Here is a 25,022-nt window from a genome sequence, read left to right as displayed (position 1 = left end):
GCGCACGGGCCGAGCTGTCTGAGCCAAGTCACATATGCCGATCCCTGTCAGTATTTCGGTCGATGCCATGGGAGCCGATAGCGGTCCCGCAATTGCGGTCGACGGCATCGAGGTCATTCTGAAGCGCAAGGCGGGCACGCAGGCCCGCTTCCTGCTGCACGGTGATGAGGCCATTCTAAAGCCGCTCGTGGACGCCAAGCCCGAACACGTGCGGTCCCGTATCGAAATCCGGCATTCCGACAGTGAAGTCCGCATGACCGACAAGCCGAGCGAGGCCGTGCGCCGGTCACGCGGGTCGTCGATGTGGAATGCGATGGTTTCGGTGAAGGACGGGGAAGCTGCGGCGGTCGTCTCCGCTGGCAATACCGGCGCGCTGATGGCGATCTCGAAAGTCGTCCTCAGAATGAAGAAGGGGGTTCACCGCCCCGCCATCGCCGCCAGCTGGCCGACGACGCGCGGGCACACCGTGGTGCTGGACGTCGGCGCAAATGTCGAATGCGGCCCGTCGCAACTCGTCGAGTTCGCGATCATGGGCGAGGCCTATCACCGTGCTGTGCACGGCTCGACCGATCCCACCGTCGGTCTTCTGAATGTCGGCCAGGAGGAATTGAAGGGCAATGACGTGGTGCGCGCCGCCGACCGGCTGATTCGCGAGGCGCATCTGAAGCTCAACTATCATGGCTTCGTCGAGGGCGATGACATTTCGCTCGGTCGCACCGATGTGGTCGTCACCGACGGTTTCAGCGGCAATATCGCCCTGAAGACTGCGGAAGGTACGGCCAAGCTGGTCGGGGCCTGGATGCGCGACGCCTTTACCAGTTCGCTCAGCGCCAGGCTGGGAGCCATACTGCTCTCGATCAGCGGTCTGAAGCAGCTCCGGGCACGGCTCGACCCCCGCACCATCAATGGCGGCGTATTGCTGGGTCTTAATGGCATGGTCGTGAAAAGCCATGGCGGCACAGATGGGGAAGGGTTCGCAACTGCGCTTGGCATCGGAATCGACCTTGCGCCGAGCGGGTTTCTGTCCGAGATCGAAGGCAATCTCAGACGCTTGGCCGAGGCCGAGGAAACCGAAGCGGCCAAGGAGCCTGCCGAGTGACCCAATTGATGGCCCGCGTCAGCGGCGTCGGAAGCTATCTGCCCGAGCGCATCGTCACCAATGACGAGCTGGCGCGGACGGTCGACACGAGCGACGCCTGGATACGCGAACGTACGGGTATCAAACGCCGTCATATTGCGGCAGACGGCGAAACCACGGTCGATATGGGCGAGATGGCCGCCCGCCGTGCACTCGACAACGCCGGTCTGGACGCATCCGAAATCGATCTCATCATCGTGGCAACGACCACCCCGGACCTCGTCTTCCCGTCTTGTGCAACAATGATCCAGGGACGGCTGGGCATCACGCAAGGCGCGGCGTTCGACGTCCAGGCGGTGTGCTCGGGGTTTATCTACGCGCTTTCCATCGCTGATGGACTGATCCTGACCGGTCAGCACCGCAATGTGCTGGTGATCGGCGCGGAAACCATGTCGCGCATCATCGACTGGACCGACCGGGCGACCTGCGTGCTCTTTGGTGACGGGGCCGGGGCCTTCGTCCTGCAAGCCGGTGAGTCGCAACGCGGCAAGCCGTTCGGCCGCGGATTGATCGGCGCGTATATGCGCGCCGATGGCTCCTTCCTCGACCTGCTCCGGACCACGGGCGGTGTGTCGTCCAGCCAGTCTTCCGGGTTGCTGACGATGCAGGGCAACGCCGTCTATCGCCATGCCGTCACCAAGATCTGCGAGGCGATGACGACGCTGATGGAGCGCCATGGCGTGACCAGCGCGGATATCGACTGGTTCGTGCCCCACCAGGCCAATCAGCGCATTCTCGAAGGCGTTGCCAAACGCCTCGGGATCGCACCGGACAAGGTGATTTCTACGGTCGCCGACCAGGGCAATACGTCGGCGGCCTCCGTGCCGCTCGCTTTTGACCAGGCCGTTCGGGATGGACGCATCCAGCGCGGTGATCTTTGCCTGCTCGAAGCCCTCGGTGGGGGTTTCACTTGGGGTTCGGCCTTGATTCGGTTTTAATCACTTTTTATGGCCCGCGTTGACGACCCGCCATTGTGCGGAATAGCCTGAAACTCTTCTATCGGGGGAATGACATGGCCGGAAAAACCCTAACGAGAGCCGACCTTGCCGAGGCGGTCCATCGTGACGTCGGATTGACGCGTCAGGAATCATCCGATTTGGTTCAATCGATGCTGGGGATGATTTCCGACACGCTGGCCAGCGGCCAGTCGGTCAAGCTGTCGTCCTTCGGCTCCTTTCAGCTTCGCGACAAGAGCGGACGGATTGGACGCAATCCGAAGACCGGCGAAGAAGTGCCGATCGATCCGCGCCGTGTCCTGGTCTTCAAACCGTCGCAGGTCTTGAAGGAAAAGATCGATACTGCTCTGGCCAAGGGCTGATACCGGACATGGCCGACAAGTCGCCTGACGCCTATCGCAGCATCAGCGAAGCGGCGAGCGAGCTCGATCTGCCTGCGCACGTCCTGCGCTTCTGGGAAAGCAAGTTTCCGCAGCTCAAACCGGTCAAACGGGCCGGGGGGCGGCGATTCTATCGCCCGGGCGACATTGCGCTGCTGCGCGGGATCAAGCGGCTGCTCTACGAGGACGGCTTTACCATCAAGGGCGCGCAGAAATATGTGCGCGAGCAGGGTGTTGCTGCTGTCGGAGCACTTGCCGCCGAGGATGGCACCGCCGAGCCTGAAGCGCCGCGGCTGGCCGAACGCTATGTCCCGTCCTCTCAACCGGCTGCACCCGCATCGGCTGGAAGCGGGCTGGCTCCCGTCCTCGAACGGCTGGAACATGCCAAGAAGCGCCTCGACGACGCGCTCGCCCAGGGGCGTTAATCACGCGCCGCGCCAGATGGTTGCGGCGCGCTTCGCCTGACCCTATAAGCAGCCTCCCCATCCGGCTTTCGTGGCCGGAAAATGAGAGTAAGTCGGAGCGTGGCGCAGCCCGGTTAGCGCACCGGTCTGGGGGACCGGGGGTCGCGAGTTCAAATCTCGCCGCTCCGACCATTTTTCCTCACACAACCCGTCGATGCCCCGCCGCGATGCGGCCCGACGCCAGCATCAGGCAGGCCGCCGAGGCGGTGAAGAAGTAGAGGCCCGGCAGTTCGGCCGCGCTGGCAACGCCTGACCGCCCCAGCGTGAAGACAACGAGGGCGGCAATGAGCACGTCCATCATCGTCCACTTACCAAGCGTCTCGACAAGCCTCGCTTCCCGGCGGCTGACCGAGCCCGGAGCGGCAAGGTGCAGCCGGATGAGGCCGAGGGCTTTCAGAGCTGGAAACACCATTGAAAACACAATGACGACAGTGGCGAGGAGCCAGTCCTCGCCCTGGACGAGGGCGCGCGCGACGTCGATGAGGGAGTAGGCGTCCCGCCAGAAGATGAAGCGCTGCGTCTCCAACATCGGTAGGGTCAGGCCAAGTGGCAGAAGGATGATGCCGAGCAGGAGGAGGGCGCGGGCCAAGGCTCCGCCGGTGCCATTGCGGTCCCGTGGATGGGCCGGGCGCGGCGGCGGGGCAGGGGCGTGCAGTTCGCTATCGGCCATGCCGACGCTCTCCTCCATGACGCCCCCGCGCCCGTTTCTAGCACGAGGTGGCGTTGATCAGTAACCGCTTGTCGAGGCGACCTTGTCCGAGTGGTAGCGGTCGTCGCCGAGGAATTCCCCGGCGGCCTGGGCGCGCTTGTAGAAGAAGCCGATCTCGTACTCGTCCGTCATGCCCACACCGCCATGCAACTGGATGGCTTCAGCGGCGGCAAAGCGGGAGACTTCCGTGGCCTTGGCCTTGGCCGCGGCGATCCACAACGGGGCCTGAGACGGCTCGTTGTCGAGCGAGCGCAGCGCCTTCATCACCAGTGAACGGGCCAGTTCGATTTCGCACAGGAGTTCGGCGGCGCGGTGCTGGAGTCCTTGAAAGGACCCGATCTCGGTTCCGAACTGGGTGCGTTCTTTCAGGTAGGTCAGTGTCCGGTCAAAGCTCTCCTCGGCGATGCCGAGCGCTTCCGCCGCGACGCAGGCTGATCCGGCCTGCAAGATGAAGGCGAGGGCGGCGGTACCGTCCTCGGCTTCCGACAGGCAGGCATCGCCGTCGAGCTTGACATCCTTGAAGTCGATATCAGCCGGCACATGGCTGTCGACCGTGCGCCGCATGGTCCGGGTCACACCGTCAGTCTTGGGATCAACAAGGAAGAAGCCTGTCCCGCCGTCTTCGGTTTTCGCCACGACGATCAGCATGTCCGCGCCATTGCCGCAGGCGACAAAACGCTTCGAGCCGTTGAGACGGAAGCCATTGCCGTCCTTCACAGCGGTCGTGTCGATGCGTTCGGGGTGATGGCGCGCGGCTTCATCAATGGCAAAGGCGTAGACGGCTTCGCCGTTCGCGATCTTCGTCAGGTGTTCGCTCTTTTGGGCCTCGGTTCCGGCGAGGCGCAGGGCCGTGGCTGCAAGAATGGCAGACGGGATATAGGGTGAAGCAGTCAGCGTGCGGCCCATCTCCTGTAACAGAACGCCAGCAGCGGAATAGCCCATGTCGACGCCGCCATAGGCCTCCTCGATGACGACGCCGTTCCAGCCCATTTCCGCCATGCCGCGCCAGACAGCGTGACGGAAACCGTCCTTGCAGCCCTCGTCACGCAAGCGGCGCAATTCGGAGACGGGCGATTTTTCCGCGAGATAGGCTTTCGCCGCGTCGCGGAGCATTTGTTCTTCTTCGTTCAGCACATAGCTCATTGGTGCGGCCCCCTTACGCGCCCGGCAGGCCAAGCACGCGCTTGGCCAGAATGTTCAGCTGGATTTCCGAGGTGCCGCCCTCGATCGAGTTGGCGCGCGAACGCAGCCATTCGCGGGCCGACTGACCGTCCGACGGGTCGTCACCTTCCCAGAGGAGGCCGTCGGCCCCCAGGGCTGACATGTTGAGCTCGTGACGGCGCTTGTTCAGCTCGGTACCGACATATTTGAGCATGGACGCCCGCGCGCCGACGCCCTGTCCGGCATCGGACTCGTCTTTCACGCGTTGTAGCGTGGCTTCAAAGGCGAGGGCGTCGATGGTCAGGCGGGCAACATCGCCGCGCAGGATGGGGTCGGCGAGCTTGCCGCCATCATCGACTTCACCCGATTTGTGCGCGGCCATCACCGGGTTCATGCCACCGAACATGCCGCCGGCGGAGACGATATTCGTCCGCTCGTGCGAGAGGAGGTATTTGGCGATGTCCCAGCCCTTGCCGGCTTCGCCAATCCGGTTGGCCTTTGGCACGCGCACCTCGTCGAAGAAGGTTTCGCAGAAGGGCGACTTGCCCGAGATCAGCTTGATCGGCTTGGTCGAGACACCGTCGGTCGCCATGTCGATCAGGATGAAGGAAATGCCTTCATGCTTGGGCGCGTCCGGTTCGGTACGAACCAGCGCGAAAATCCAGTCAGACTTGTCGGCATAGCTGGTCCAGACCTTCTGACCGGTGACGACATAGTCGTCGCCGTCGCTGACGCCCTTGGTGCGCAGTGAGGCGAGATCGGAACCGGCTCCGGGTTCGGAATAGCCCTGGCACCAGCGAATCTCGCCGCGAATGATTTTCGGCAGGTGTTCGTGTTTCTGTTCTTCAGAACCGTATTTCAGCAATGCCGGTCCGAGCATCCAGATTCCGAAGGAGGTGAGGGGATCGCGCGCCTGGATCGCCTTCATTTCCTCTTTCAGGATTTGCGCTTCGTCCTTGGAAAGGCCGCCGCCGCCGTATTCTTTCGGCCAGGTCGGCGTGGTCCAGCCGCGTTCGGCCATCCGGTCGAGCCAGAGTTTCTGGTCGTCGCTGAAGAATTCGAAATCGCGGCCGCCCCAACAGACTTCGCGTTCATCCTTGATCGGCCCGCGCATCGACGCCGGACAGTTCGCCTCCAGCCAGTTGCGGGTGTCCTGACGGAATGTCTCCAGTTCGCTCATGTCTCTCCCCTAATCTCCCTTTGGTTCAAGACTAGCGCCTCACCGGTATGAGGCGAGGATAAAAATCTGCATTTTTCAGCGCACGGGATGCATGGAGACCCGGCGCGGCGCGATGGCGCACTACCCTTGCCTTTGCCGGCCAGTCGGCTAGGTGGATGGCGAACTCGCCGGAGACCGCCATGACCACAGCCCCGCAAACCAGCAAGCCGGTATTCTGGTGGCTTGTCGTCGTCGGCGCCATGGTGTGCGCGATGATCCTCGTGGGCGGGGCGACCCGGTTGACCGATTCCGGTCTGTCGATCACCGAGTGGAAACCCGTGACGGGTGCCATCCCGCCGCTGTCTCAAGAGGCCTGGCAGGCCGAGTTCGACCTCTATCGCGCCAGCCCGGAATACCAGCTCCAGAACCGCGGCATGTCGCTGGCCGAATTCGAGTTCATCTACTGGTGGGAATGGGGGCACCGTTTCCTGGGCCGGATGATCGGCCTCGTCTTCTTTTTGCCGCTGGTCGTGTTCTGGGTGCGCAAGCAGATCCCGCAGCGATTGAAGCCGCGCCTGGTCGGCCTGCTTTTCCTGGGCGGGCTGCAAGGCTTTGTCGGCTGGTGGATGGTCGCGTCCGGCCTCGTCGACCGGGTCGATGTCAGCCAGTACCGGCTGGCCGCTCATCTCAGTCTCGCTTTCGTCATCCTCGGCGTGACGCTCTGGCTAGCGCTGGAAGCCCGCAACGGCCCGACGCCGGCTAACGGGCATCGCCTGACGGGATGGGCGCTCGGTTTCTGGTGTCTTGTCCTGATCCAGATCGCGCTCGGGGCCTTCGTTGCCGGGCTGGATGCCGGGCGCATCTTCAACACCTGGCCGGGCATGGACGGGCGGATTATCCCCGAAGGCTATCTCTCGGGCATGAGCTGGTTCCAGGCGGCGTTTGAAAGCCTGCCGGCGGTCCAGATGCACCACCGCTGGACGGCCTATCTGATTGCAGTCCTGACAGTCGTTTTCGTCATGGCCCTGCGCCGGACGGGACGGCCGGAATTGCGCAAGAGTGCGCATGGCCTCGCCATGCTGGTCGGGCTCCAGATCGTTCTGGGGATCGCGGCGCTGCTGGCTAGCGCGCCGCTTTGGCTCTCGCTGTTGCACCAGGGCGGAGCCATTGCGCTCTTCCTCATGGCCGGTGTCACGACCCGGCGTTTGCGGGTGGCGGCCTAGTTCGTCGCGAGTGTCAGGTCGCGGGCGAAGGATTCGCGCGCCACGACGCGGACACGTCCGTCAGCCTCGTCGACCGCGGCAATCAGGCCGGACTGATATGACGCGCCGCCAAAGGACACCTCGGAAATCGCGAGTGCCCCCGGTCGGTCGATGCCGGGTGTCGATAAGCCATCAATGATGCGCACCGGTGCCAGCGGCTGCAGTGTCCGCGCGTCAAAGCTGCGCAACGTGTCGTCCTCGCCATTGGACGCGAGCAGGACAGGCCGCCCGGCGATGACGCCTGCGGCAAGGCTGAGCGCGTTATACCCCGCCTGAACCCCGGTTCCCGAACCGGATTCGATTCGCGTGATACTTGTGGTCGGGCCACTGACGAACAGCGCACCATCCATGGAGGCACAGGTCCGGGCCGGTCCGTCCAGACGGATGGCGCGGACCCGTTCCGCGCCGATCAGATCGCCGCCATTATCGGAAATCCGCCAGACTTCCGCGACCGCCTCGCGGCCTAAAACCGCGATTTCAACGAAGCCGGCCCCTTCGCGAACAAAACACAGCGCGGCCGCGCCACCGTCCAGGACGATGGGGGAGAGCGGCGCTTCGATCGCATCGGGTCCACTGCGCAACAGGACATAACCCCGGACGCCCCCCGATTGTGTATCGACGCCAAGGATGAGCGGCAGGGCTTCGCCGCGCAGGGCGAAATTCGGTGCCACGGCGAGGCTGGTCAGCCGCGATCCGGTCACGCGGGTCACACTTTCACCGTCGGCGTTGTAGAAATCGAGACCGCCATCGCGCGGCGCAGTGACGATGAGGCCCGCCCACGGCGTATTCGTGTCCGGTACGAAATCGACGGCAAGAACACCGCCCTCGACCGGCTCGAACGCGGCTGTCACCGTGATGTCGGCGATGGCCGCACCGTTGGCGGTGTCACCCACCTCTTCAGCAGGTGTCTCGTCTGCGGCCGGCTGGCAACCGGCCAGCGCCGCCCCGATCAGGCCCGCAGCGAGCGCTGATCCCACGGACCGCGAATGGCGAAGGTCCGCCCCGGTCTCGACTGAACGTTCACGAAGAGGGTTGATCCATCGGGAGAGAAACATAGGCCGCAAAACTCTTTGAAACTGTTGTCGTCACCGCCATCGGCGTTGTGGGCGATGGTATAGACACGTCCCTCCGGCGTCACGCCGCGAATGTATTGATGGTCGGGGCCGTCTTCAGCAACGATCAGATCGCCCCAGGGCGCAAAGGTGATGTTGTCCACCCACTGGATGACTTCGGTGTCCTCACTCTCGACAAACAGTTCAAGCTGGCCGGGCTGGGACCGCTCTGCGGGCGTGCCCTCGGCGGGGCTGGGCCGATAGCGCCAGATCTGGCCGGCATGCAGCGGGCCGCCATCTGTGCAGGTGAAATAGATCGCGCCTTCGCCGCCATACCAGCAGCCTTCGCCCCGCGTGAAATGCGCCGCACCCTGGTCGATGGAACGGGCGGCGATATCACCGTCCGGGTTGTCGATCTCGTCAAGATCCATCCAGTCGACATCCAGGATTGTGCCAGGCATGACACGCTCGCTGTTTTCCCAGTTGCGCAGATCCATGCCGGGCTGACCGCGCACGGCCAACCCCTGCAACCGGCCACCGCGCCAGAGTTCGTCCGGGTGGTCGGGAATGAAGCGGTAGAACATGTTGGGGTGACCGGGCCAGTCCTCGGTCTGGTAGACGATGCCCGTGCCGGGGTCGACAGCAGCGGCCTCGTGCTTGAACCGGCCCATGCCACGAAGCGGGACCGGCTCGATCAGACCGTCCGCCTCGACCGGGACCTCGAAAACATAGCCGTGGTCGCGTGTCACCGCTTCCCCAGCGCGTTCGATCGTTTCCTCGCAGGACAGCCAACTGCCCCAGGGCGTCGGCCCGCCCGCACAATTGTCATAAGTCCCGGCCAGCGACATGAATTCGCGTTCCACCCGAAGCGTGTCCGGATTGAGGATGACATGGGTGGTGCCGCCCAATTGCGGCGAGCCGTCCGGCTGGAAGTCCCAGACCCGCGACCGGTCGATCCGGTCAAGGCGCTCGGCGTTGATCCCGAAAGCCGACACGTCTTCCTGGCCGGGGCGGAGTTCGTGATTGCGGATCAGGACGATTTTCCCATCCGCGTTCGGGAAGGCGGCCATACCATCGAAGTCGCCGGGGGTCAGCAGCCCGTCGCTCATTTCCCGGCCGGTCTCGGAGATGATTCGGTAATTGAAACCCCGCGGCAGGTCGAGCAGACCGTTGCTGTCGCGATAAAGCGGGCCGTACCCGTCCACCTGGCTGGTGTAGTTGCCATTGAACCGGCGCGGGCTACAGGCCGAGAGGGCGGGGAGGCAGGCAAGAGCGGCGGATGTCGCCGCAGCGCTGCGCAGGAAAGAACGGCGGGAAAATGACATGGGGATAGGCTCCGGTAATCCGGGTAATCTCATAGGCGATGATGTGCGATCTCGCGACCCTGTCATGGACAATTCACGAAAGCGGTATTCAGTTACCGTCATTATAAGTCACTCTTTCTGCATAGAATTTCAGACGGTCTGTTGACGAAAGTGTATTCCGGGCTTAGGGACGCGCATCGAATTTCTGGCACAAGCCACAAAAGACGAGACCTGAACCCATGAAGACCTTCTCCGCAAAGCCGGCGGAAGTGACGAAGAACTGGATTGTCGTCGACGCGGAAGACGCCGTCGTCGGTCGTCTGGCTGCGTTCGTCGCGACCCGCCTTCGCGGCAAACACCGCCCGGACTACACCCCGCACGTTGATGTGGGCGACCATGTCGTTGTCATCAACGCCGACAAGGTCCGCTTCACCGGCGTGAAGATGAAAGACAAGCGCTATTACCGCCACACCGGACACCCGGGCGGTATCAAGGAGACATCTCCGGCGAAAATCCTCGAGGGCAAACACCCCGAGCGCGTCGTAGAGCTGGCCGTCCAGCGCATGATGCCGAAGGACAGCCCGCTGTCCCGCGCGCAATTCTCCAAGCTCCGTGTCTATGCCGGCACCGAGCACCCCCATGAAGCCCAGCAGCCGGAAACCGTCGACTTCAAGGCGATGAACCGCAAGAACGCGCGGAGCGAATCATGACCGAACAAACGCGCTCACTCGAAGACCTCAAGGACGCGCTGAAAGGCGCGGACTCGCCGATCGCCGAAGCGGTCGCCGAAGAGGCGCTTCCCGAACCGAAGATCGACCAGCACGGCCGCGCTTATGCGACTGGCAAGCGGAAGGACGCCATTGCGCGCGTCTGGATCAAGCCGGGCAACGGCAAGGTCACCGTCAATGGCCGCGACCAGGAAATCTACTTCGCCCGTCCGGTGCTGCGCATGATGCTGCGCCAGCCGTTCGAAATCGCCGGCCGCGTTGATGGTTATGATGTCATCGCCACGGTGAAGGGCGGGGGTCTCTCCGGCCAGGCCGGTGCGGTCCGCCACGGCATTTCCAAGGCTTTGACCTATTACGAGCCCGAACTGCGCAAGGCGCTGAAGGCCGAAGGCTTCCTCACCCGCGACAGCCGGACGGTCGAGCGGAAGAAGTATGGCCGCAAGAAAGCTCGCCGCAGCTTCCAGTTCTCGAAGCGCTAAGCGAGCTATTGCATTCCAGACTATCGAGCGGGCGGTCCCTTGGGGCCGCCCGTTTTCGTTTCAGTGCCGGTTCGCGATGTCATGCCGGGCCGCAATATCGCGAAAACGTCCCGGTGGAAGGCCAAACAGCTTGCCGAATTCGCGGGTCAGATGGGCCTGGTCGGAATAGCCTTCATCCAGGCAGATACTGCTGATGGCGTCGCGCCCGTCGAGAAGGCGGCACAATGCCTTGTGAGCCCGCACGCGCTGACGAAACTCGCCGATGCTGCAGCCCATGGCGTTCCGGAAGTGCCGCGTTAGCGTCGTGGCATGCACACCGGCCTCGGCCGCCAGTTCGACAAGGGAGAGGACCGAATGGCTTTCCTCTGTCAGACGGTCGGCTACCCCCGGGACCCAGCCGGGGCTGTCGGTGGCGCGGGCGCGATCGGGGAAAGCCGCTGCGACAGTCTCGTACAACAGGCTGTCGATGACCAACTCGTCATCGCTGGCCAGGAAGGCGCATGCCAACCGGTCGATTGCGTGTCTCTGGTCGAGTGAGGGCAGGGCGCTGAGCGCGGACATGCCCCGTGTGACCGGTCCATCCGCGATCCGCTCAAGGTCGAGCTGAATGCCGAAAAATGCGGCTTTCGGGCTCAGGATGGCGTCCGAATGCTCGAACCATTCGGGATGAAAGGCCGCTTCGCCGGGGCTGAATTCCATCTCGCTGTCACGGGTGCGCGAGACGTATCCGCCCGTCAGCAAACGGCAGATGAAGGCCCGGTCGTGGGCATGACTGGGCAAGTCGCCGCTGCGAGCATGGGTAACAATCGACAGGCTGTATCCACAGCCGGTTCGAGCCGCTGGCACCCGCCCCAGGTATTCGCCATCGGTCAGCAGCCGGTGCCGATGGGGTTCACCGGCTGCGCTGTGTTCGTGCGTACAAAGGGTCATGACCCCTCCCGCCTTCTCCAGGGGTCATCATGACGGGTGCGGGGCCGGGGCTAGATTAAATCCTCGTCACGTGGAGAAACCGTCATGCCCCTGCTTCGATCATTCAAGCGGTACCTGGCCGCTCATGCCCAATCTGACCGCCACCCTTGTCTGACGACCCTCTGGAAAGGCTGGTCACATGATCACACGCTCGACCCTGTTTGCTGCACTTCTGCTTGCTGGCGCATCGTCCGCCACCATGGCCCAGACGCAGGACTGGACGGCTGAAACGCTCCTGACCCGGATGTATGATGCCCATGGCGGTGGCGCGGTGGACGGTATCCATTCGCTTGAGTTCGAAACCGTGGGCTATTTCCACGGACGCTTTCAGAGCCGCCATACCGAACCGCCCTGGGACCTCATCCCGATCCGGCAGTACACGGCAATTGACTTCGAGAACCCGCGCGCGGCCCGCGATGTGCTCTCCGCGTGGCCGGGCGGACTGACCATGGGCTACCGCTCGATCATTGATGGTGACACTGACTGGCACCTCAATACCATCGCCCGGATCTACGAAAGCGGGACATTCCACGGCTACAACAGCACGATGGGATCGGTCCGGGTGCGTTTTCCGGTCTATTTCGTCCAGTCCCTGCTGGAGGATACGTCACGTGTTTCGTCGATCGGCAGCGAGACGCGTTCGGGCATGGACTACCTCACGCTCGTCTATGACGAGGGATCGACGATGTATATCAACCCGGAGACCTTCCTCATCGATTCCGTTGAATACAGCGCGGCCAATCACATGGTCGGCCGGGAGGTCGATTACCGTCGTGTCTATGACAATTACACCGACGTTGGCGGTATCATGGTGCCCCAGCGTTATCTGATGTGGGTGGAGGGGCTGCCTTATTACGACCTCTCCCTGCCGACCATACGGTTCAACACTGATATCGGCCGCCACATGGAGATCCCGGACAACTTTGTCGAAGTGGCCAATACCGACGCCTATAGCGGCCAGATGGAAATCGGTGTGCGTGAGGTCGCCGATGGCGTGTACGCCGCAGGGAATGGCGAGACACAGATCCTCTATGTCGAGTTCGACGATTATTTCGTTGCCATGGAGACGGGCGGTTTCCCCAGCTATGCGGAAAACACGCATGCGGCGATGCAGCCGTACATGAATGGCAAGCCGCTGCGCTACATCATCCCCACGCATTATCACGACGACCACCTGATCGCGGTGCACTACTACGCCCGGATCGGCGCGACGATCCTGACGACCCGCGACAAGGAAGCCTATATCCGCGAGCTTCTGAACCGGACCTGGGGCGCGCATGGCCCAGTCACAGACGCCACGTTCGAATATATCGACGGACCGGTGCGGACCTTCACTGACGAGACCAACCGGTTTGACGTTCACGTCTATGCCGACGCCCCGCACACCGAGAACATGCTGGTCGGCTATGTCGCGGGCTCAGGGATTCTCTTCTCGGGCGACACGGTGATCGGATGGATCCAGCCCGAGCCCGGCATTGTGCGTCAGGGTGCGCCTTATGCCGCGCTTCACCTCGACCAGTGGGTGCGCGACCGTCAGGCGGCTGGCGAGATGGGTGCGGTCAACGAGTATGTGAATGTCCACGGCGTGCCGTATTCGCTGGCCGAATGGCGCCAGATGCTGGCGACCGAACGGACCTTCACGACGCTGCCGGACAATGAGGCAATGCCGGTTCTGACCTGGTTCGAGCGCTACGGTCTCAATGACAACACGACCAGCGACCCGGACCTTGAAATCCGCCACGGCGCGCGCACCACGAACTAGGCGCGGACCCTATCGGAGGGAGGAAGCGGGCGGCCTTGGAGGGGAGGGCCGCCTGTTTTCTATGGCCTCTAGCTCTTCACCAGTACATAAGTCCCCGGTGCGTCGCACAGGGGTTTGAGTTTGCCATCACCGGGTGTGCGGGCCGGGACGTCCTTGCCGGAGCGCTCATAGAGCCAGTCGCGCCAGTTCTCCCACCACGAGCCGGGATGCTCCTCGGCGCTTTCAAGCCAGGCCTTAACGGTGTCGGGTAGATCGGTGTTGACCCAGTGCTGGTATTTCTTCGCTTCGGGGTGGTTGATGACCCCCGCGATATGGCCGGACCCGGCCAGCATGAAGTTGACCGGCCCGCCGAATTTCTGCGCGCCGCGATAGACGGACGGGAAGGGCGCGATGTGGTCTTCGCGGCTCGCTTGCATGTAGATCGGGACGGTGACCTTGCCGAGATCGAGCGTGTGACCGCCGATCTCGACCTCGCCTTTCGACAGGCGGTTCTTGCGGTACATCGTGTCGAGATACCAGAGGTGCAGGGCCTTGGGCATGCGCGTCTGATCGGCATTCCAGAACAGCAGGTCAAAGGCCTGCGGCTGGCGGCCAAGGAGGTAGTTCGACACCACGAAGGACCAGACGAGGTCGTTGGACCGCAGCATGTTGAACGTGTCGGACATGGTGCGCCCGTCGAGCACGCCGCCTTGCGCGTCCATCAGCCGCTCGATCTCGGCCATCCAGGCGTCATCCACGAAGAGCAAGAGATCGCCAGCGAGTTCGAAATCGGTTTGCGCGGCGAAGAATGTCGCCGAGGCGATGCGGCCTTCCTCGCCTTTCGCGGCCAATAGGGCGAGGGCGGATGCGAGCATGGTGCCCCCGATACAGTATCCCACCGCGTTGACGCTGGTTTCGCCGGTGGCTTCCTCGATCGCGTCGAGTGCGGAAAAGAGGCCCGTTTCAATATAGTCGCCGAACGTCTTGTCCTTCAGGCTCGGATCGGGATTGACCCAGGAGATCAGGAAGACGGTGAAGCCTTGCTGCGTCAGCCAGCGCACCATCGAGTTCTTCTGGCGCATGTCGAGAATGTAGTATTTGTTGATCCAGGGCGGCGCGATCAGGAGCGGGCGCTTCTTCACCGTTTCGGTCGTCGGTTCATACTGGATGAGTTCGATCAGTTCGTTGCGGAAGACGACCTTGCCGGGCGTTGTGGCGATGTCAGTGCCGATCTTGAACCCTTCCAAATCGGTCTGTGAGAGGGCCAGCCGCCCGCCGCCGCGTTCAAGGTCCCGGGTCAGGTTCGCCAGGCCCTTGGAGAGGTTCTCACCCTTGGTCTGCAGCGTCTCGCGCAGGACATCGGGGTTGGTCAGCGCGAAATTGGTCGGGGCCATCGCGTCGACCATCTGCTTGGTCAGGAATTCGACCTTTCGCTTGGCAACCGGGTCGACGCCGTCGACATTCTTCACCAACCCCATCAGGAAATTCTGATTGAGCAGGTAGGACTGCTTGATCGCGTCAAACAGCGGGTGTTTCGACCAGTCCTCGCTGCGCCAGCGCTTGTCACCCGGATCCGGGGTGACGACTTCCTCGGCCTCCCCGGCGACGACCTTGCGCGTGGTGGAGGACCACAGATCGAGATAGCCTCGCATCAGCCCGGCCTGGGCATCCATCAGTTTTTCCGGGTGGGTCAGGATCTCGGTCCAGACCGCGCCGAATTCGGGCGCGTTATTGGCCTGCTCGGTCTGCGGCATCATCGGATCGCCGGCGAGCGCCTGGCGCATCACGTCCGACATCAGCTTTTGCGAGTTCAGCGAGGCCTGCATCAGATTGCGCGAGATGTGATCGAGTGTCTCGAGGTCCGGAGCCGACATCGCCGTCCAGTCCTGCTGCGCACCTGGCGTAGGTTTTGGTGCAGCTTTCGCGGCCGCGGGCTTCGGAGCGGGCTTCTTTGCCGCCGCCTTGCGGGGCGCAGTCTTCTTTGCCGCCGACGTCTTCTGTGCGGCTGCCGGTTTTGGCTTTGTCGCGGCTTTGGTCTTGCGGGGGCGTTTGGGCGTCTCGGCCATGACGTCGGCGTCTCCTTGGATCGGCTGGCATCGAACGGGTGACAGCGGCGCTCTTGAGCGTATACATAGCCCGGCGCGCCTCCAAGCGCAGGAGACCGACTCATGGCCCGAATTTTCGCAATCCTGCTGCCGGTTTTTGCTGCGGCCTGCGCCGTGCCGGACCTGCCGGGCGGTCCGGCCGAGGATCCGCGCTGGTATGATGCCCGCGTTGCCGGGGAAGAGCAGGCGACCGAAGCGCCCGATACAATTCCGGCACTTGTCATCACGCCCGAAGAAGAGGCCGCGCGCGCCGCATCACAGGCCGCCACGCTGGCGGCGGGTGATGCCATTCGCAACGACGACCGCGCCTCTGCCGAAACCGATTACGACACCGATTCCTACGCGGAGGCCGCGCGCGAGCGCGCCAATCCGCCCGCCCGTCCGGACTGATCCGGCCCAACCCTTTTCTGACGCCATTCCTCGCTGGAGCCTGATGCATGAGTGACGCCCGTAACATCCAACGCCTGGTTTTCGATGCGGCCCGGGCCGCCGAGGACGCCGCCATAGCCGCTGCCGCCTGGGTTGGTCGCGGTGACAAGGAGGCTGCAGATCAGGCCGCAGTCGACGCGCTGCGCAACGGGCTGAACTCGATGGACATGCGCGGCCGGATCGTCATTGGCGAGGGCGAGCGCGATGAAGCGCCCATGCTTTATATCGGCGAGGAAGTTGGCACCGGCGAAGGCCCGGAAATCGACATCGCGCTTGATCCGCTGGAAGGGACCTCTCTGACCGCGAAGGGCATGGCCAATGCACTGGCCGTTCTGGCGATCAGCCCGCGTGGTGGCCTGCTTCATGCGCCCGACACCTACATGGACAAGATCGCGACCGGGCCGGGCCTGCCGGCCGGGACGATCGATCTCGACAAGTCCGTAACCGAGAATGTCGAAGCCATCGCCAAGGCGAAGAAGGTCAAGCCGTCCGAGGTGACGGTCTGTGTGCTGGAGCGCGAACGCCACCAGTACATCATGGATGCGCTGCGCGCGCTCGGCGCGAAAGTCATCCTTATCCCCGATGGCGATGTCGCCGGTGTGATCTCGACCACAGAACGCTCCAGCGGCGTCGATCTCTATATCGGTCAGGGTGGCGCGCCCGAGGGCGTGCTGGCGGCGTCCGCGCTGCGCTGTGTCGGTGGCCAGATGCAGGGACGGCTCTTCTTCCGCAATGACGATGAACGCGGCCGCGCCGCCAAGACCGGCATCACCGATCTGGATCGCAAGTACGACCTGACCGAGCTGGCCTCGAAGGATTGTGCCTTCATCGCGGCGGGCGTGACCGATGGCACGATGGTCCACGGCGTGCGCCATTCGGGTGGTATGGTCGTGACCAATACGGTCATCATGCAGTCGGCTGACAAATCGGTGCGGCACCTGCGCTCGCGCCGCCCGCAGGGGTAATGGCCGCGGCAACGGATACCTCCCCAGCTCCGCCCTTCCTCGGCGTGGATCAATCGGTCACGGGCAAGGCTTGGCGGCTGCGCGAGGCCGATGACGCCGCCGTCGCCGACATGGCGCGTGCGGCCGATATTCCGGACCTTCTGGCACGTCTGCTGGTGTCCCGCGGGATCAGTGCCGATGATGCCGAGCGGCATCTCGATCCGAAACTGCGCGACTGGTTTCCCGATCCGTCATCCTTTGCCGACATGGATGCGGCCGCTGCTGCGATCTGGGATGCGGTCGAGGCCGGGCAGGCCTTGGCCGTGTTTGCAGACTATGACGTCGATGGTGGCACTTCTGCGGCCCAGCTGATCCGCTATTTCCGCACGCTCGGGCGTCGGCTCGATCTCTATGTGCCTGACCGTATTGCCGAAGGCTATGGTCCCTCCAAGGAAGCGTTTGAAGTCCTCAAATCGCGTGGCGCAGACCTGGTGATCACCGTCGATTGTGGTGCAGCGGCTGGCGAAGCACTGGAAGCCGCACGCGATATCGGCCTCGACGTCGTGGTCGTCGATCACCATTTGATGGGGGCGGAATTGCCGCCCGCCAAGGCGGTGGTCAATCCAAATCGCGCGGATGACAAATCGGGATGTGGCCACATGGCCGCGGCGGGCGTGACCTTCGTCCTGCTGGCTGCACTGAACCGGGAAGGGCGCCGGCGCGGTGTCTTTGGCGACACGCCTGAGCCCGATCTCTTTGATTTCATCGATCTCGCCGCCCTTGGGACTGTCTGCGACGTGGTGCCGCTGACCACCGTCAACCGCGCCATTGTCGCGCAGGGCCTCAAACGCATGGGCGGGTGGGCCAATACGGGACTGAAGGCACTCGCGGACGTGGCCGGGGTCGAGACAACACCGGGGACCTATCACGCCGGTTTTCTGCTCGGGCCGCGCATCAATGCCGGTGGCCGCGTGGGGCGCGCTGATCTGGGGGCAAGGCTCCTGTCGACCGATGACCCGGCGGAAGCCGCCGAAATCGCCGCAGAGCTGGACCTGCTCAACAAGGAACGCCGCGAAATCGAGGCCGAAGTCCTCGATGCCGCCTGTGCCCAGATCGAAAGCATGAACCGGGATGTGCCGGTGCTGATCGCGCACGGGCCGGACTGGCATCCCGGCGTCATCGGTGTCGTCGCGGGCCGGGTGAAGGAACGCTATGGCCGCCCGGCCATCGTCATCGGCGTCAGTGAAGGGGTTGGCAAGGGTTCGGGCCGGTCAGTACCGGGTGTCGATCTGGGGACGGCCATTGGAGATGCGAAGCGGGCGGGCCTGCTGCCATCGGGCGGCGGTCACGCCATGGCTGGCGGGCTGACCGTGGCTGAGGCCGATATTCCGGCGCTGACCGAATTCCTGCAGGGCGCGCTGGCTGACCAATTCGCTGCCGCCGGAGATGCGATGGCGCTGAAGATCGATGGCGTCCTGTCACCGGCGGGCGCGACCGAAGCGCTCGTGACCAAGTTGATGGCCGCCGGACCCTTCGGTCAGGGCAATGGCGAGCCGCGATTCGTCCTGAATGATGTGCGTGTCGTCTATGCCGAGCGTGTCGGCGGTGCCCATGTCCGTTTCAGCCTGGCTGCGCCGACCGGCGAGCGGATTGGCGGTATTGCCTTCCGCGCAGCAGACGGCCCGCTTGGCGAGGCATTGCTGGGCGGCGAGGGCCCGGTCTGGCATGCTGCGGGGCGGCTGAAGCTCGACGAATGGCGCGGGCGGCGGCGTGTGGACTTTCACCTGGAAGACCTCGCTCCGGCGGACTGACAATCTTGCCGAAAGGGTTCTTGCGTACCCGGCAAACGCGCTATATACGTCCGCACCTCGCGACTGCGGGCCCTTCGTCTATCGGTTAGGACGCCAGGTTTTCAACCTGGAAAGAGGGGTTCGATTCCCCTAGGGCCTGCCACGCGATCTTTCCTTGAAAACCAGTAATTTGACGGCTGTTCGCCGAGCCGGACCGGCACGTTCGTCTGTCCGGACACGTCGTTTTTTCTCCACATTCGTGAATTTGTGTTAAGATTTCCCCTCTGGGTTGTTTGAGTAGGGGTGAAACATGCGAGGCGACGAGTCCGAATCGACCAGCCTATCCGGACCTTTCCGGGTCACGGGCGTGGTCAAATGGTACGATCCCGCGCGCGGATACGGCTTTCTTGAAACCAGTGACGGCGGGGGCGACGTGTTATTGCATGCCAGCTGTCTGCGCCTATCCGGACATGGCTATGCGGCCGAGGGGGCCAGCGTCACCTGTCTGGCGATGGCCGGAGCCAAGGGCCGGCAGGCCGTCGAAGTGCTGGAAATGTCGGGCGGCATGGCGGCAGAGCCGCGTCCGCGGCGCTTCCATCCCCAGCCCGACCGGGCCGAAAGCCTGCGCCCGGCGGTCGTCAAATGGTTCGATGCGGGCAAGGGCTACGGTTTTCTGACCTGTGACGGTGTGGACGGCGATGTCTTTGTCCATGCGGTAACGCTGCACCGGGCAGGCATGGACGAGATCCATCCCGGCGAAGCCCTGCAGGCGCGCTGCACGGACGGGCCGCGCGGGTTGTTGGCCGCAGAAATCCGGCCGGCACAGGCGGCGCACTGATCAAAGCCGCACCGGGGAGATTGCGCGTTTCAAACGGCGCGGCTAGCGTGCGCGCCATGTCACGTTTTGCTCTTCTTTCGCTGGCTCTGCTGCTCACCGCACCGGCAGCCGCCCAGCTTTCCGACGCGCCCGCCGGCGATCCGGCGAATTCCGAGACCGTTATTGATTTCGGCGCGCCCGAAGCCCTGTCAGTCGTCACCGGTGACGGGGTTCTCGAATTCTCGGTACTGCTCGCCGACGAGGATGACGAACGCGCGCGCGGGCTGATGTTCCGTTCCGAACTGGGCGACAGTGAAGGCATGCTGTTTGACTACGGCCAGCCCCAGCAGGTCTCGATGTGGATGCGCAACACCGAGATTCCGCTCGACATCATCTATGTCGACAGCGATGGCGAGATCCTGAAAATCTTTGCCAATGCTCAACCCTATTCCCTGCGTACGCTGCCATCCGAATTCCCAGTGCTTGCAGCGCTGGAAGTCCGTGGGGGCCTGTCGCGCGAGGCCGGGATCCGCCCGGGCGACACCGTGCGCCACCGGATATTCGGCAATGCCGATGCGATGGCAGACGAAGAAATGGTCGAGGCGGAAACGGTGGATGACTCTGCTGAAGGTGACAGCGGCGGCGAGGAATAGAGGCGTGCAGGCGGGCTTGCCGCTTGCGTGCGCGGAACGGGCTGACTAAACACGGCTTCCCGTTGGCGGGGCGTAGCGCAGCCTGGTAGCGCATCTGCTTTGGGAGCAGAGGGTCGCAAGTTCGAATCTTGCCGCCCCGACCATGGGACCGGACGAGTACAGGAACGGCGAGAAGGGGCGAGGGCCATGTTCGCGAAAATCTACAGACCGTCGCGCAATGTGATGCAGTCCGGCCGGGCCAAGACACGTGTCTGGCTTCTGGATTTCGATCCGGCAACGGCGCGCCGGCCCGATCCGCTCATGGGCTGGACGTCTTCGACCGACACCAACGGGCAGGTGCGGCTGAAATTCGATACCAAGGAAGCGGCCATTGCCTATGCGCGCAAGCATGGCATCGCCTTCCAGGTGACAGAGAAGACCGAGCCGATGCGCCGGGAAAAATCCTATGCGGCGAATTTTGCGCCGGGCCGCAAGGAACCGTGGTCACACTGACCCGGGCTTCGCGCCTGCGTCAGCGCAGGGCATCAGCTTCCGTAGCTCAACTGGATAGAGCGCCCGCCTTCTAAGCGGATGGTTGCAGGTTCGAGTCCTGCCGGAAGCGCCATTTATCCCGCTGTCGCGGCAAATCCCTTCCCCAGATCCGCAATCAGGTCCTCGGGGTCTTCCAGCCCGATGGCGAGGCGGATCAGCGCGCCGTCATGGCGCTGTGACGCCACGCGCTTCAACTGCGGGTCACAGTGAATGGCGAGGCTCTCATATCCGCCCCAGGAAAAGCCAAGACCGAAGAGTTCGAGCGTGTCGAGGAAGGCCTCGGACCGCTTGCGGTCATAGCCGGGCAGGGTGAAGGCGAAGACGCCGCAACTGCCGGAAAAATCACGCTTGAAAATCGCGTGATCGGGGTGTGAAGGCAGGGCGGGATGGATCACGGTTCCGACTTCTGGCCGGTTTTCCAGCCAGCGGGAAATGTCCAGTCCGCTTGCGCCGCTGCGCTCGATCCGGAGGCCGAGCGTTCTGAGGCCCCTCAAGGCCAGCCAGCAATCGTCCGGCGAGGCGTGCCAGCCATAAACGGTCTCGGCCCATTTCAGCTTGTCGGCGGCCTCACCGCGCCCGAGCGCGGCCCCGAGCAGGAGGTCGGAATGCCCGCCAGCATATTTGGTCAGTGCCTGGCAGGCGATGTCGGCACCCAGATCAAGCGGCTTCATCAACCAGTTTGCACTCCAGGTATCGTCGACAAGAACCACAGCTCCGGCACCATGCGCGGCTTTCGAGATGGCAGGAATGTCCTGAAGCTCGAAGGTCAGCGATCCGGGCGATTCCAGAAGGACCGCCACCACGGTGTCATCGAGCCGCTCTGCAATGCCTGACCCGATACGCGGATCGACATACTCCACGGTGACGCCGTATCGCGTCAGGCCCTCGTCCAGAAATCGCCGCGTGGGGCCATAAATGCAATCGGCGGCGAGGACGCGGCCGCCGTTCTTGGCCAGCGCCAGCAGCGGCAGGACGAGGCTGGAGAGGCCAGACGGCGTCAGCGCGCAATAGTCAGCACCGGAAAGCTCGCAGAGCGCATCGCGCAGCGCGCTCTGGGCGGACAGGCCGAAACGGCCATAATGCGTGCGCCCGGCTGGCGGATTGTAGAGCTCGGCCGCTGTTCCGGCGAGAACCGTCGAGCCGCGCGCGACCGGCGGATTGACCAGGCCATCGCGGGCCTGGCTGCGTCCTGTCCTCGTCAGTCGGGTATCGCGCTTCATTTCCGGGCCGCTCCTCTGTATCGTGCCTGCCGACACAAGCCTTTAAGGGTCAAGCTGCCGTGACGCCAGTCTCCCTGATTTTCCGTGGCCGTTTGCGCCGGGCGGTCTCGTTCGCCATTGGCGCAATCGCGGGACTGGCGGTCGATTCCGCGGAAGTGGCCAATTCCGGCGTGACGATGCGCGGGATCGAGACGCGCGGCTATCTGCGTTGCGGCGTGGATGTCGGGCTGACTGGATTTGCCGAGCAAGGTGAGAATGGCGCGTGGCAGGGCTTCGACGTCGATCTGTGCCGCGCCTATGCGGCGGCTCTTCTGGGGCGGGCGAATGCGGTTCGATTCGTGCCGCTGACAACCAGCGAGCGGTTCGATGCGCTCGACAATGACGATATCGACATCCTGATCCGGAATACCAGCTGGACCTTTGCCCGCGATGTCGGTCGCGGCTTCGATTTTGCCGGCATTGCCTATTATGACGGCCAGGGGTTCATGGCTCCGGCCGATCTGGGTGTGACCAGCGCCCGGGATCTCGACGGAGCGCGGGTCTGCGTGCAGGCCGCAACGACCAGCGAACTCAACCTCGTCGATTATATCGAGACCAACAACCTGGCCATGGACGTCATCGCCTACGAGACCGCGCTCGAAGGATTGGCCGGTTACGAGAACGGCGCATGTGACGTCTATACGAATGACCTGTCATCACTGGCGGGTTTGCGGGTCAGCCTGGCCGATCCGGAAAACCATATTCTTTTGCCCGACGTGATTTCCAAGGAGCCGCTTGGCCCTGTCATCCGGGAAGGGGACGCCGCCTTTGCCGACACGGCGCGCTGGATCCTCAACACGCTGATCGCCGCCGAGGAGCTGGGCGTGACGTCTCAGAATGTCGACGTTCGGGCCCGAACCAGTACAAATCCGGAAGTCCAGCGCCTGCTCGGCGTGTCGGACGGATTCGGGGAGCGATTGGGTTTGGAGAATACCTACGCCCGGACCATGATCGGAACCGTCGGCAATTACGCGGAAATCTTCGAGCGCAATCTCGGTGCGAATTCGCGCCTGGGCCTCCAGCGCGGCCTGAATGCGCAATGGACTGAAGGCGGGCTCCTCTATGCCCCACCCTTCCGCTAGCCGCGTTCAATCCTTGCGCCAGGGCGGGAGCCCCATTCCACCCACGAGCCGTCATAGACGGCTGCTTCGATTCCGAGGCGTGCTAGGGCGAGCGCCGTAATACAGGCGGTCACGCCCGACCCGCAACTGGTGATGATCGGACGCGCCAGATCGACACCTCGGCCCTTGAAGATGTCTTTCAGTTCGACCAGGGACTTCATCGTCCAGTCCGGGTTGATCAACTCGGTGAAAGGCGCGCTGATCGCTCCGGGCATGTGACCACAGGCCAGTCCCGCCCGGGGTTCCGGTGTCTCTCCGGAAAACCGGGTTGCTGGCCGGACATCGACAATCTGGGCCGAGCCGGTGTCGATCGCTGCATTTACACTCTCGAAATCGGCTTTGAGTGCGGGCCGAAAGGCAGTTTCCGGTGACCGGGCGCTGTTGTTCGCGTGTACCGTAATGCCTTGGGCTCTACCTGCCGCAAGCCAGGCCGGCATGCCGCCATCGAGGATCCGCGTGTCGATCCCCATGGCCCGGAACATCCACCAGACACGGGGTGCGCTGAACAGGCCGATCCGGTCATAGATCACCTGGGGCCGGGACGGATCAATGCCGAGACGGGCGAGATGTCCTGCAAAATCTTCTGGCGTTGGAAGCATGTGGGGAAGGGGGTTCGTTGGATCCTTCACCATGTCGATATCGAACGGGATTGCGCCCGGTATGACAGCATCAGTCTTCGGCTGTGGTCCGCCCTCGAAGGTCCAGGTCGCGTCGATGAACTGCGCTGTGCCGTTTTCCAGAAGCGCAATCGCCTTGTTGGCGCTGATGAGCGGATCGTGACTCATGCGAGCCAGGACGGGATGGGCAGGCCCTTTTCCTTCAGGAAATCGGGATTGTAGAGCTTGGACTGGTAGCGGCTGCCATGATCGCAAAGCAGCGTCACGATGGTGTGGCCCGGCCCCATGTCCTTGGCCATGCGGATGGCCCCGGCAATGTTGACGCCCGCAGAACCACCCAGGCACAGGCCTTCTTCCTGGACCAGATCAAAGAGGATGGGCAGGGCTTCCTCGTCCGGGATGCGATAAGCCTTGTCGACGACGACATCTTCGAGATTGCCGGTGACGCGGCTCTGGCCGATGCCTTCGGTAATTGAATTGCCAGAGGAACACAGCTCGCCTTCGGCATAGTAGCCGTATAGCGCCGCGCCGCCTGGATCGGCGAGGCCGATGGTCACGTGTTTCGCCTGTTCCTTCATCCACATCGACACCCCGCCCAGTGTGCCGCCGGAGCCGACCGAGCAGATGAAGCCGTCGACATCGCCATTGAGATCGCGCCAGATTTCCGGCGCGGTCGTGTCGTAATGTGCTTGCCGGTTGTCAGTGTTGTCGAACTGGTTGGCCCAGATCGCGCCATTCGGTTCGGTCGCGTTCAGCTCCTCGGCCAGGCGGCCCGAATACCGGGCATAGTGATTGGGGTTGGCGTAGGGGACGGCATCGACCTCGACCAGTTCGGCACCGAGCAGGCGGATCGCATCCTTCTTCTCTTTCGACTGGGTCCGGGGGAAGACGATTACCACGCGGTAGCCCAGGGCGGCTCCAACCAGTGCCAGGCCAATCCCGGTATTACCTGCGGTGCCTTCCACGATTGTGCCGCCCGGTTTCAGCCGGCCATCCCGCTCGGCGGCCCGGATAATCCCCAGCGCCGCACGGTCCTTGATTGACCCGCCCGGGTTGAGAAATTCCGCCTTGCCCAGGATTTCGCACCCGGTCTCTTGCGATGCCTTGTTCAGGCGGACGAGCGGCGTGTTGCCGATCAGGTCGATGACGCTTTGCGCGGCAACCATGGCAGATCTCCATAACGGGCGGGCCTGTCCGCAAAGCTAGGGAGCGCGCTTCCCCGCCGCAACCGCCTGGCGCGCCGGAATTGATCCG

Annotated in this window: 25 protein-coding genes and 4 tRNA genes; 19 read left to right on the top strand and 10 right to left on the bottom strand. The window is 63.5% G+C overall.

Annotated elements, in window-relative coordinates; all coding sequences use genetic code 11:
- Window positions 1-34: 34 nt before the first annotated feature.
- The 5 genes from plsX to V0U35_RS08215 all read left to right on the top strand — a co-directional run bounded on the left by plsX (window position 35) and on the right by V0U35_RS08215 (window position 3,070).
- The gene (gene plsX / locus V0U35_RS08235) at window positions 35-1,099 is read left to right on the top strand and encodes a phosphate acyltransferase PlsX (protein WP_330196215.1); all 1,065 of its coding nucleotides are present in this window, start codon (window positions 35-37) and stop codon (window positions 1,097-1,099) included.
- A complete protein-coding gene (locus V0U35_RS08230) occupies window positions 1,096-2,076 on the top strand; it encodes a beta-ketoacyl-ACP synthase III (protein ID WP_330196214.1) in 981 nt (326 codons plus the stop codon). Before plsX ends, V0U35_RS08230 begins: the two co-directional genes overlap by 4 nt.
- A gap of 74 nt (window positions 2,077-2,150) precedes the next feature.
- Window positions 2,151-2,456, top strand: a complete 306-nt coding sequence (locus V0U35_RS08225) for an integration host factor subunit alpha (protein ID WP_330196213.1) — start codon at window positions 2,151-2,153, stop codon at window positions 2,454-2,456.
- A gap of 8 nt (window positions 2,457-2,464) precedes the next feature.
- The gene (locus tag V0U35_RS08220; RefSeq protein ID WP_330196212.1) at window positions 2,465-2,899 is read left to right on the top strand and encodes a MerR family transcriptional regulator; all 435 of its coding nucleotides are present in this window, start codon (window positions 2,465-2,467) and stop codon (window positions 2,897-2,899) included.
- A 93-nt stretch (window positions 2,900-2,992) separates the two neighbouring features.
- Window positions 2,993-3,070, top strand: a tRNA-Pro gene (locus V0U35_RS08215).
- 7 nt (window positions 3,071-3,077) lie between these two features.
- Here V0U35_RS08215 and V0U35_RS08210 read toward each other — a convergent pair.
- The 3 genes from V0U35_RS08210 to V0U35_RS08200 are packed head-to-tail and all read right to left on the bottom strand — an operon-like array spanning window position 3,078 to window position 5,988.
- On the bottom strand, window positions 3,078-3,608 hold the full coding sequence (locus V0U35_RS08210) for a paraquat-inducible protein A (RefSeq protein ID WP_330196211.1): 531 nt from the start codon (window positions 3,606-3,608) through the stop codon (window positions 3,078-3,080).
- Between the two features lie 57 nt (window positions 3,609-3,665).
- Window positions 3,666-4,790 (bottom strand): acyl-CoA dehydrogenase family protein, encoded by a 1,125-nt coding sequence (locus V0U35_RS08205; protein WP_330196210.1) that lies wholly within the window; start codon window positions 4,788-4,790, stop codon window positions 3,666-3,668.
- 13 nt (window positions 4,791-4,803) lie between these two features.
- Complete coding sequence (locus V0U35_RS08200) at window positions 4,804-5,988, bottom strand: acyl-CoA dehydrogenase family protein (protein WP_330196209.1); 1,185 nt, start codon at window positions 5,986-5,988, stop codon at window positions 4,804-4,806.
- Between the two features lie 179 nt (window positions 5,989-6,167).
- Between V0U35_RS08200 and V0U35_RS08195 the strand changes: the two genes are divergently transcribed.
- Window positions 6,168-7,190, top strand: coding sequence for a COX15/CtaA family protein (locus tag V0U35_RS08195; protein WP_330196208.1), 1,023 nt, complete (start codon window positions 6,168-6,170; stop codon window positions 7,188-7,190).
- On the opposite strand, the gene V0U35_RS08190 is transcribed toward V0U35_RS08195, so the two are convergent.
- Both V0U35_RS08190 and V0U35_RS08185 read right to left on the bottom strand, forming a co-directional pair.
- A complete protein-coding gene (locus V0U35_RS08190; RefSeq protein WP_330196207.1) occupies window positions 7,187-8,206 on the bottom strand; it encodes a hypothetical protein in 1,020 nt (339 codons plus the stop codon). The genes V0U35_RS08195 and V0U35_RS08190 overlap by 4 nt on opposite strands.
- Window positions 8,179-9,606: an alkaline phosphatase PhoX gene (locus tag V0U35_RS08185; RefSeq protein WP_330196206.1), complete on the bottom strand. Its 1,428-nt coding sequence runs from the start codon at window positions 9,604-9,606 to the stop codon at window positions 8,179-8,181. Before V0U35_RS08185 ends, V0U35_RS08190 begins: the two co-directional genes overlap by 28 nt.
- A 218-nt stretch (window positions 9,607-9,824) precedes the next feature.
- Between V0U35_RS08185 and rplM the strand changes: the two genes are divergently transcribed.
- Window positions 9,825-10,295, top strand: coding sequence for a 50S ribosomal protein L13 (rplM, locus tag V0U35_RS08180; protein ID WP_330196205.1), 471 nt, complete (start codon window positions 9,825-9,827; stop codon window positions 10,293-10,295).
- On the top strand, window positions 10,292-10,792 hold the full coding sequence (gene rpsI / locus V0U35_RS08175) for a 30S ribosomal protein S9 (protein WP_373696390.1): 501 nt from the start codon (window positions 10,292-10,294) through the stop codon (window positions 10,790-10,792). The genes rplM and rpsI overlap by 4 nt, the downstream gene beginning before the upstream one ends.
- A gap of 60 nt (window positions 10,793-10,852) precedes the next feature.
- Here the strand turns inward: rpsI and V0U35_RS08170 are convergent, their stop codons facing one another.
- Window positions 10,853-11,722 carry a helix-turn-helix transcriptional regulator gene (locus V0U35_RS08170; protein WP_330196204.1) on the bottom strand — a complete coding sequence of 290 codons (870 nt, stop codon included), beginning with the start codon at window positions 11,720-11,722 and terminating at the stop codon, window positions 10,853-10,855.
- 178 nt (window positions 11,723-11,900) lie between these two features.
- On the opposite strand from V0U35_RS08170, the gene V0U35_RS08165 reads away from it, so the two are divergent.
- Complete coding sequence (locus V0U35_RS08165) at window positions 11,901-13,523, top strand: MBL fold metallo-hydrolase (protein ID WP_330196203.1); 1,623 nt, start codon at window positions 11,901-11,903, stop codon at window positions 13,521-13,523.
- A gap of 68 nt (window positions 13,524-13,591) precedes the next feature.
- Here the strand turns inward: V0U35_RS08165 and phaC are convergent, their stop codons facing one another.
- Window positions 13,592-15,568, bottom strand: coding sequence for a class I poly(R)-hydroxyalkanoic acid synthase (gene phaC / locus V0U35_RS08160; protein WP_330196202.1), 1,977 nt, complete (start codon window positions 15,566-15,568; stop codon window positions 13,592-13,594).
- Window positions 15,569-15,670: 102 nt separating this feature from the next.
- Here phaC and V0U35_RS08155 point away from each other — a divergent pair, with 102 nt between their 5' ends.
- From V0U35_RS08155 to V0U35_RS08115, 9 genes are all read left to right on the top strand, one after another.
- Window positions 15,671-15,997 (top strand): hypothetical protein, encoded by a 327-nt coding sequence (locus V0U35_RS08155; protein WP_330196201.1) that lies wholly within the window; start codon window positions 15,671-15,673, stop codon window positions 15,995-15,997.
- A 47-nt stretch (window positions 15,998-16,044) separates the two neighbouring features.
- Window positions 16,045-17,001, top strand: coding sequence for a class II fructose-bisphosphatase (glpX, locus tag V0U35_RS08150; RefSeq protein ID WP_330196200.1), 957 nt, complete (start codon window positions 16,045-16,047; stop codon window positions 16,999-17,001).
- Entirely contained in the window at window positions 17,001-18,791 is a 1,791-nt protein-coding gene (gene recJ / locus V0U35_RS08145) for a single-stranded-DNA-specific exonuclease RecJ (RefSeq protein WP_330196199.1), read from the top strand. The genes glpX and recJ overlap by 1 nt, the downstream gene beginning before the upstream one ends.
- 67 nt (window positions 18,792-18,858) lie before the next feature.
- Window positions 18,859-18,933 (top strand) — tRNA-Glu (locus V0U35_RS08140).
- A 147-nt stretch (window positions 18,934-19,080) separates the two neighbouring features.
- The gene (locus V0U35_RS08135) at window positions 19,081-19,608 is read left to right on the top strand and encodes a cold shock domain-containing protein (RefSeq protein WP_330196198.1); all 528 of its coding nucleotides are present in this window, start codon (window positions 19,081-19,083) and stop codon (window positions 19,606-19,608) included.
- 56 nt (window positions 19,609-19,664) lie between these two features.
- On the top strand, window positions 19,665-20,240 hold the full coding sequence (locus V0U35_RS08130; RefSeq protein ID WP_330196197.1) for a DUF192 domain-containing protein: 576 nt from the start codon (window positions 19,665-19,667) through the stop codon (window positions 20,238-20,240).
- Between the two features lie 66 nt (window positions 20,241-20,306).
- A tRNA-Pro gene (locus tag V0U35_RS08125) sits at window positions 20,307-20,383 on the top strand.
- Window positions 20,384-20,426: 43 nt separating this feature from the next.
- Window positions 20,427-20,732, top strand: a complete 306-nt coding sequence (locus tag V0U35_RS08120; RefSeq protein WP_330196196.1) for an ETC complex I subunit — start codon at window positions 20,427-20,429, stop codon at window positions 20,730-20,732.
- A gap of 35 nt (window positions 20,733-20,767) precedes the next feature.
- A tRNA-Arg gene (locus V0U35_RS08115) sits at window positions 20,768-20,844 on the top strand.
- A 1-nt stretch (window position 20,845) separates the two neighbouring features.
- Here the strand turns inward: V0U35_RS08115 and metC are convergent.
- Complete coding sequence (metC, locus tag V0U35_RS08110) at window positions 20,846-21,991, bottom strand: cystathionine beta-lyase (protein ID WP_330196195.1); 1,146 nt, start codon at window positions 21,989-21,991, stop codon at window positions 20,846-20,848.
- 92 nt (window positions 21,992-22,083) lie between these two features.
- Between metC and V0U35_RS08105 the strand changes: the two genes are divergently transcribed.
- Window positions 22,084-23,112, top strand: a complete 1,029-nt coding sequence (locus V0U35_RS08105) for an amino acid ABC transporter substrate-binding protein (RefSeq protein ID WP_373696396.1) — start codon at window positions 22,084-22,086, stop codon at window positions 23,110-23,112.
- On the opposite strand, the gene V0U35_RS08100 is transcribed toward V0U35_RS08105, so the two are convergent.
- Both V0U35_RS08100 and V0U35_RS08095 read right to left on the bottom strand, forming a co-directional pair.
- Window positions 23,109-23,936 (bottom strand): sulfurtransferase, encoded by an 828-nt coding sequence (locus tag V0U35_RS08100; protein ID WP_330196193.1) that lies wholly within the window; start codon window positions 23,934-23,936, stop codon window positions 23,109-23,111. The genes V0U35_RS08105 and V0U35_RS08100 overlap by 4 nt on opposite strands.
- A complete protein-coding gene (locus V0U35_RS08095) occupies window positions 23,933-24,934 on the bottom strand; it encodes a cysteine synthase A (protein ID WP_330196192.1) in 1,002 nt (333 codons plus the stop codon). Before V0U35_RS08095 ends, V0U35_RS08100 begins: the two co-directional genes overlap by 4 nt.
- Window positions 24,935-25,022: the final 88 nt, after the last annotated feature.

The organism is Hyphobacterium marinum (genome assembly GCF_036330325.1).
Lineage (GTDB): Bacteria > Pseudomonadota > Alphaproteobacteria > Caulobacterales > Maricaulaceae > Hyphobacterium > Hyphobacterium marinum.
This window is presented reverse-complemented; position numbering and strand designations above follow the sequence as displayed.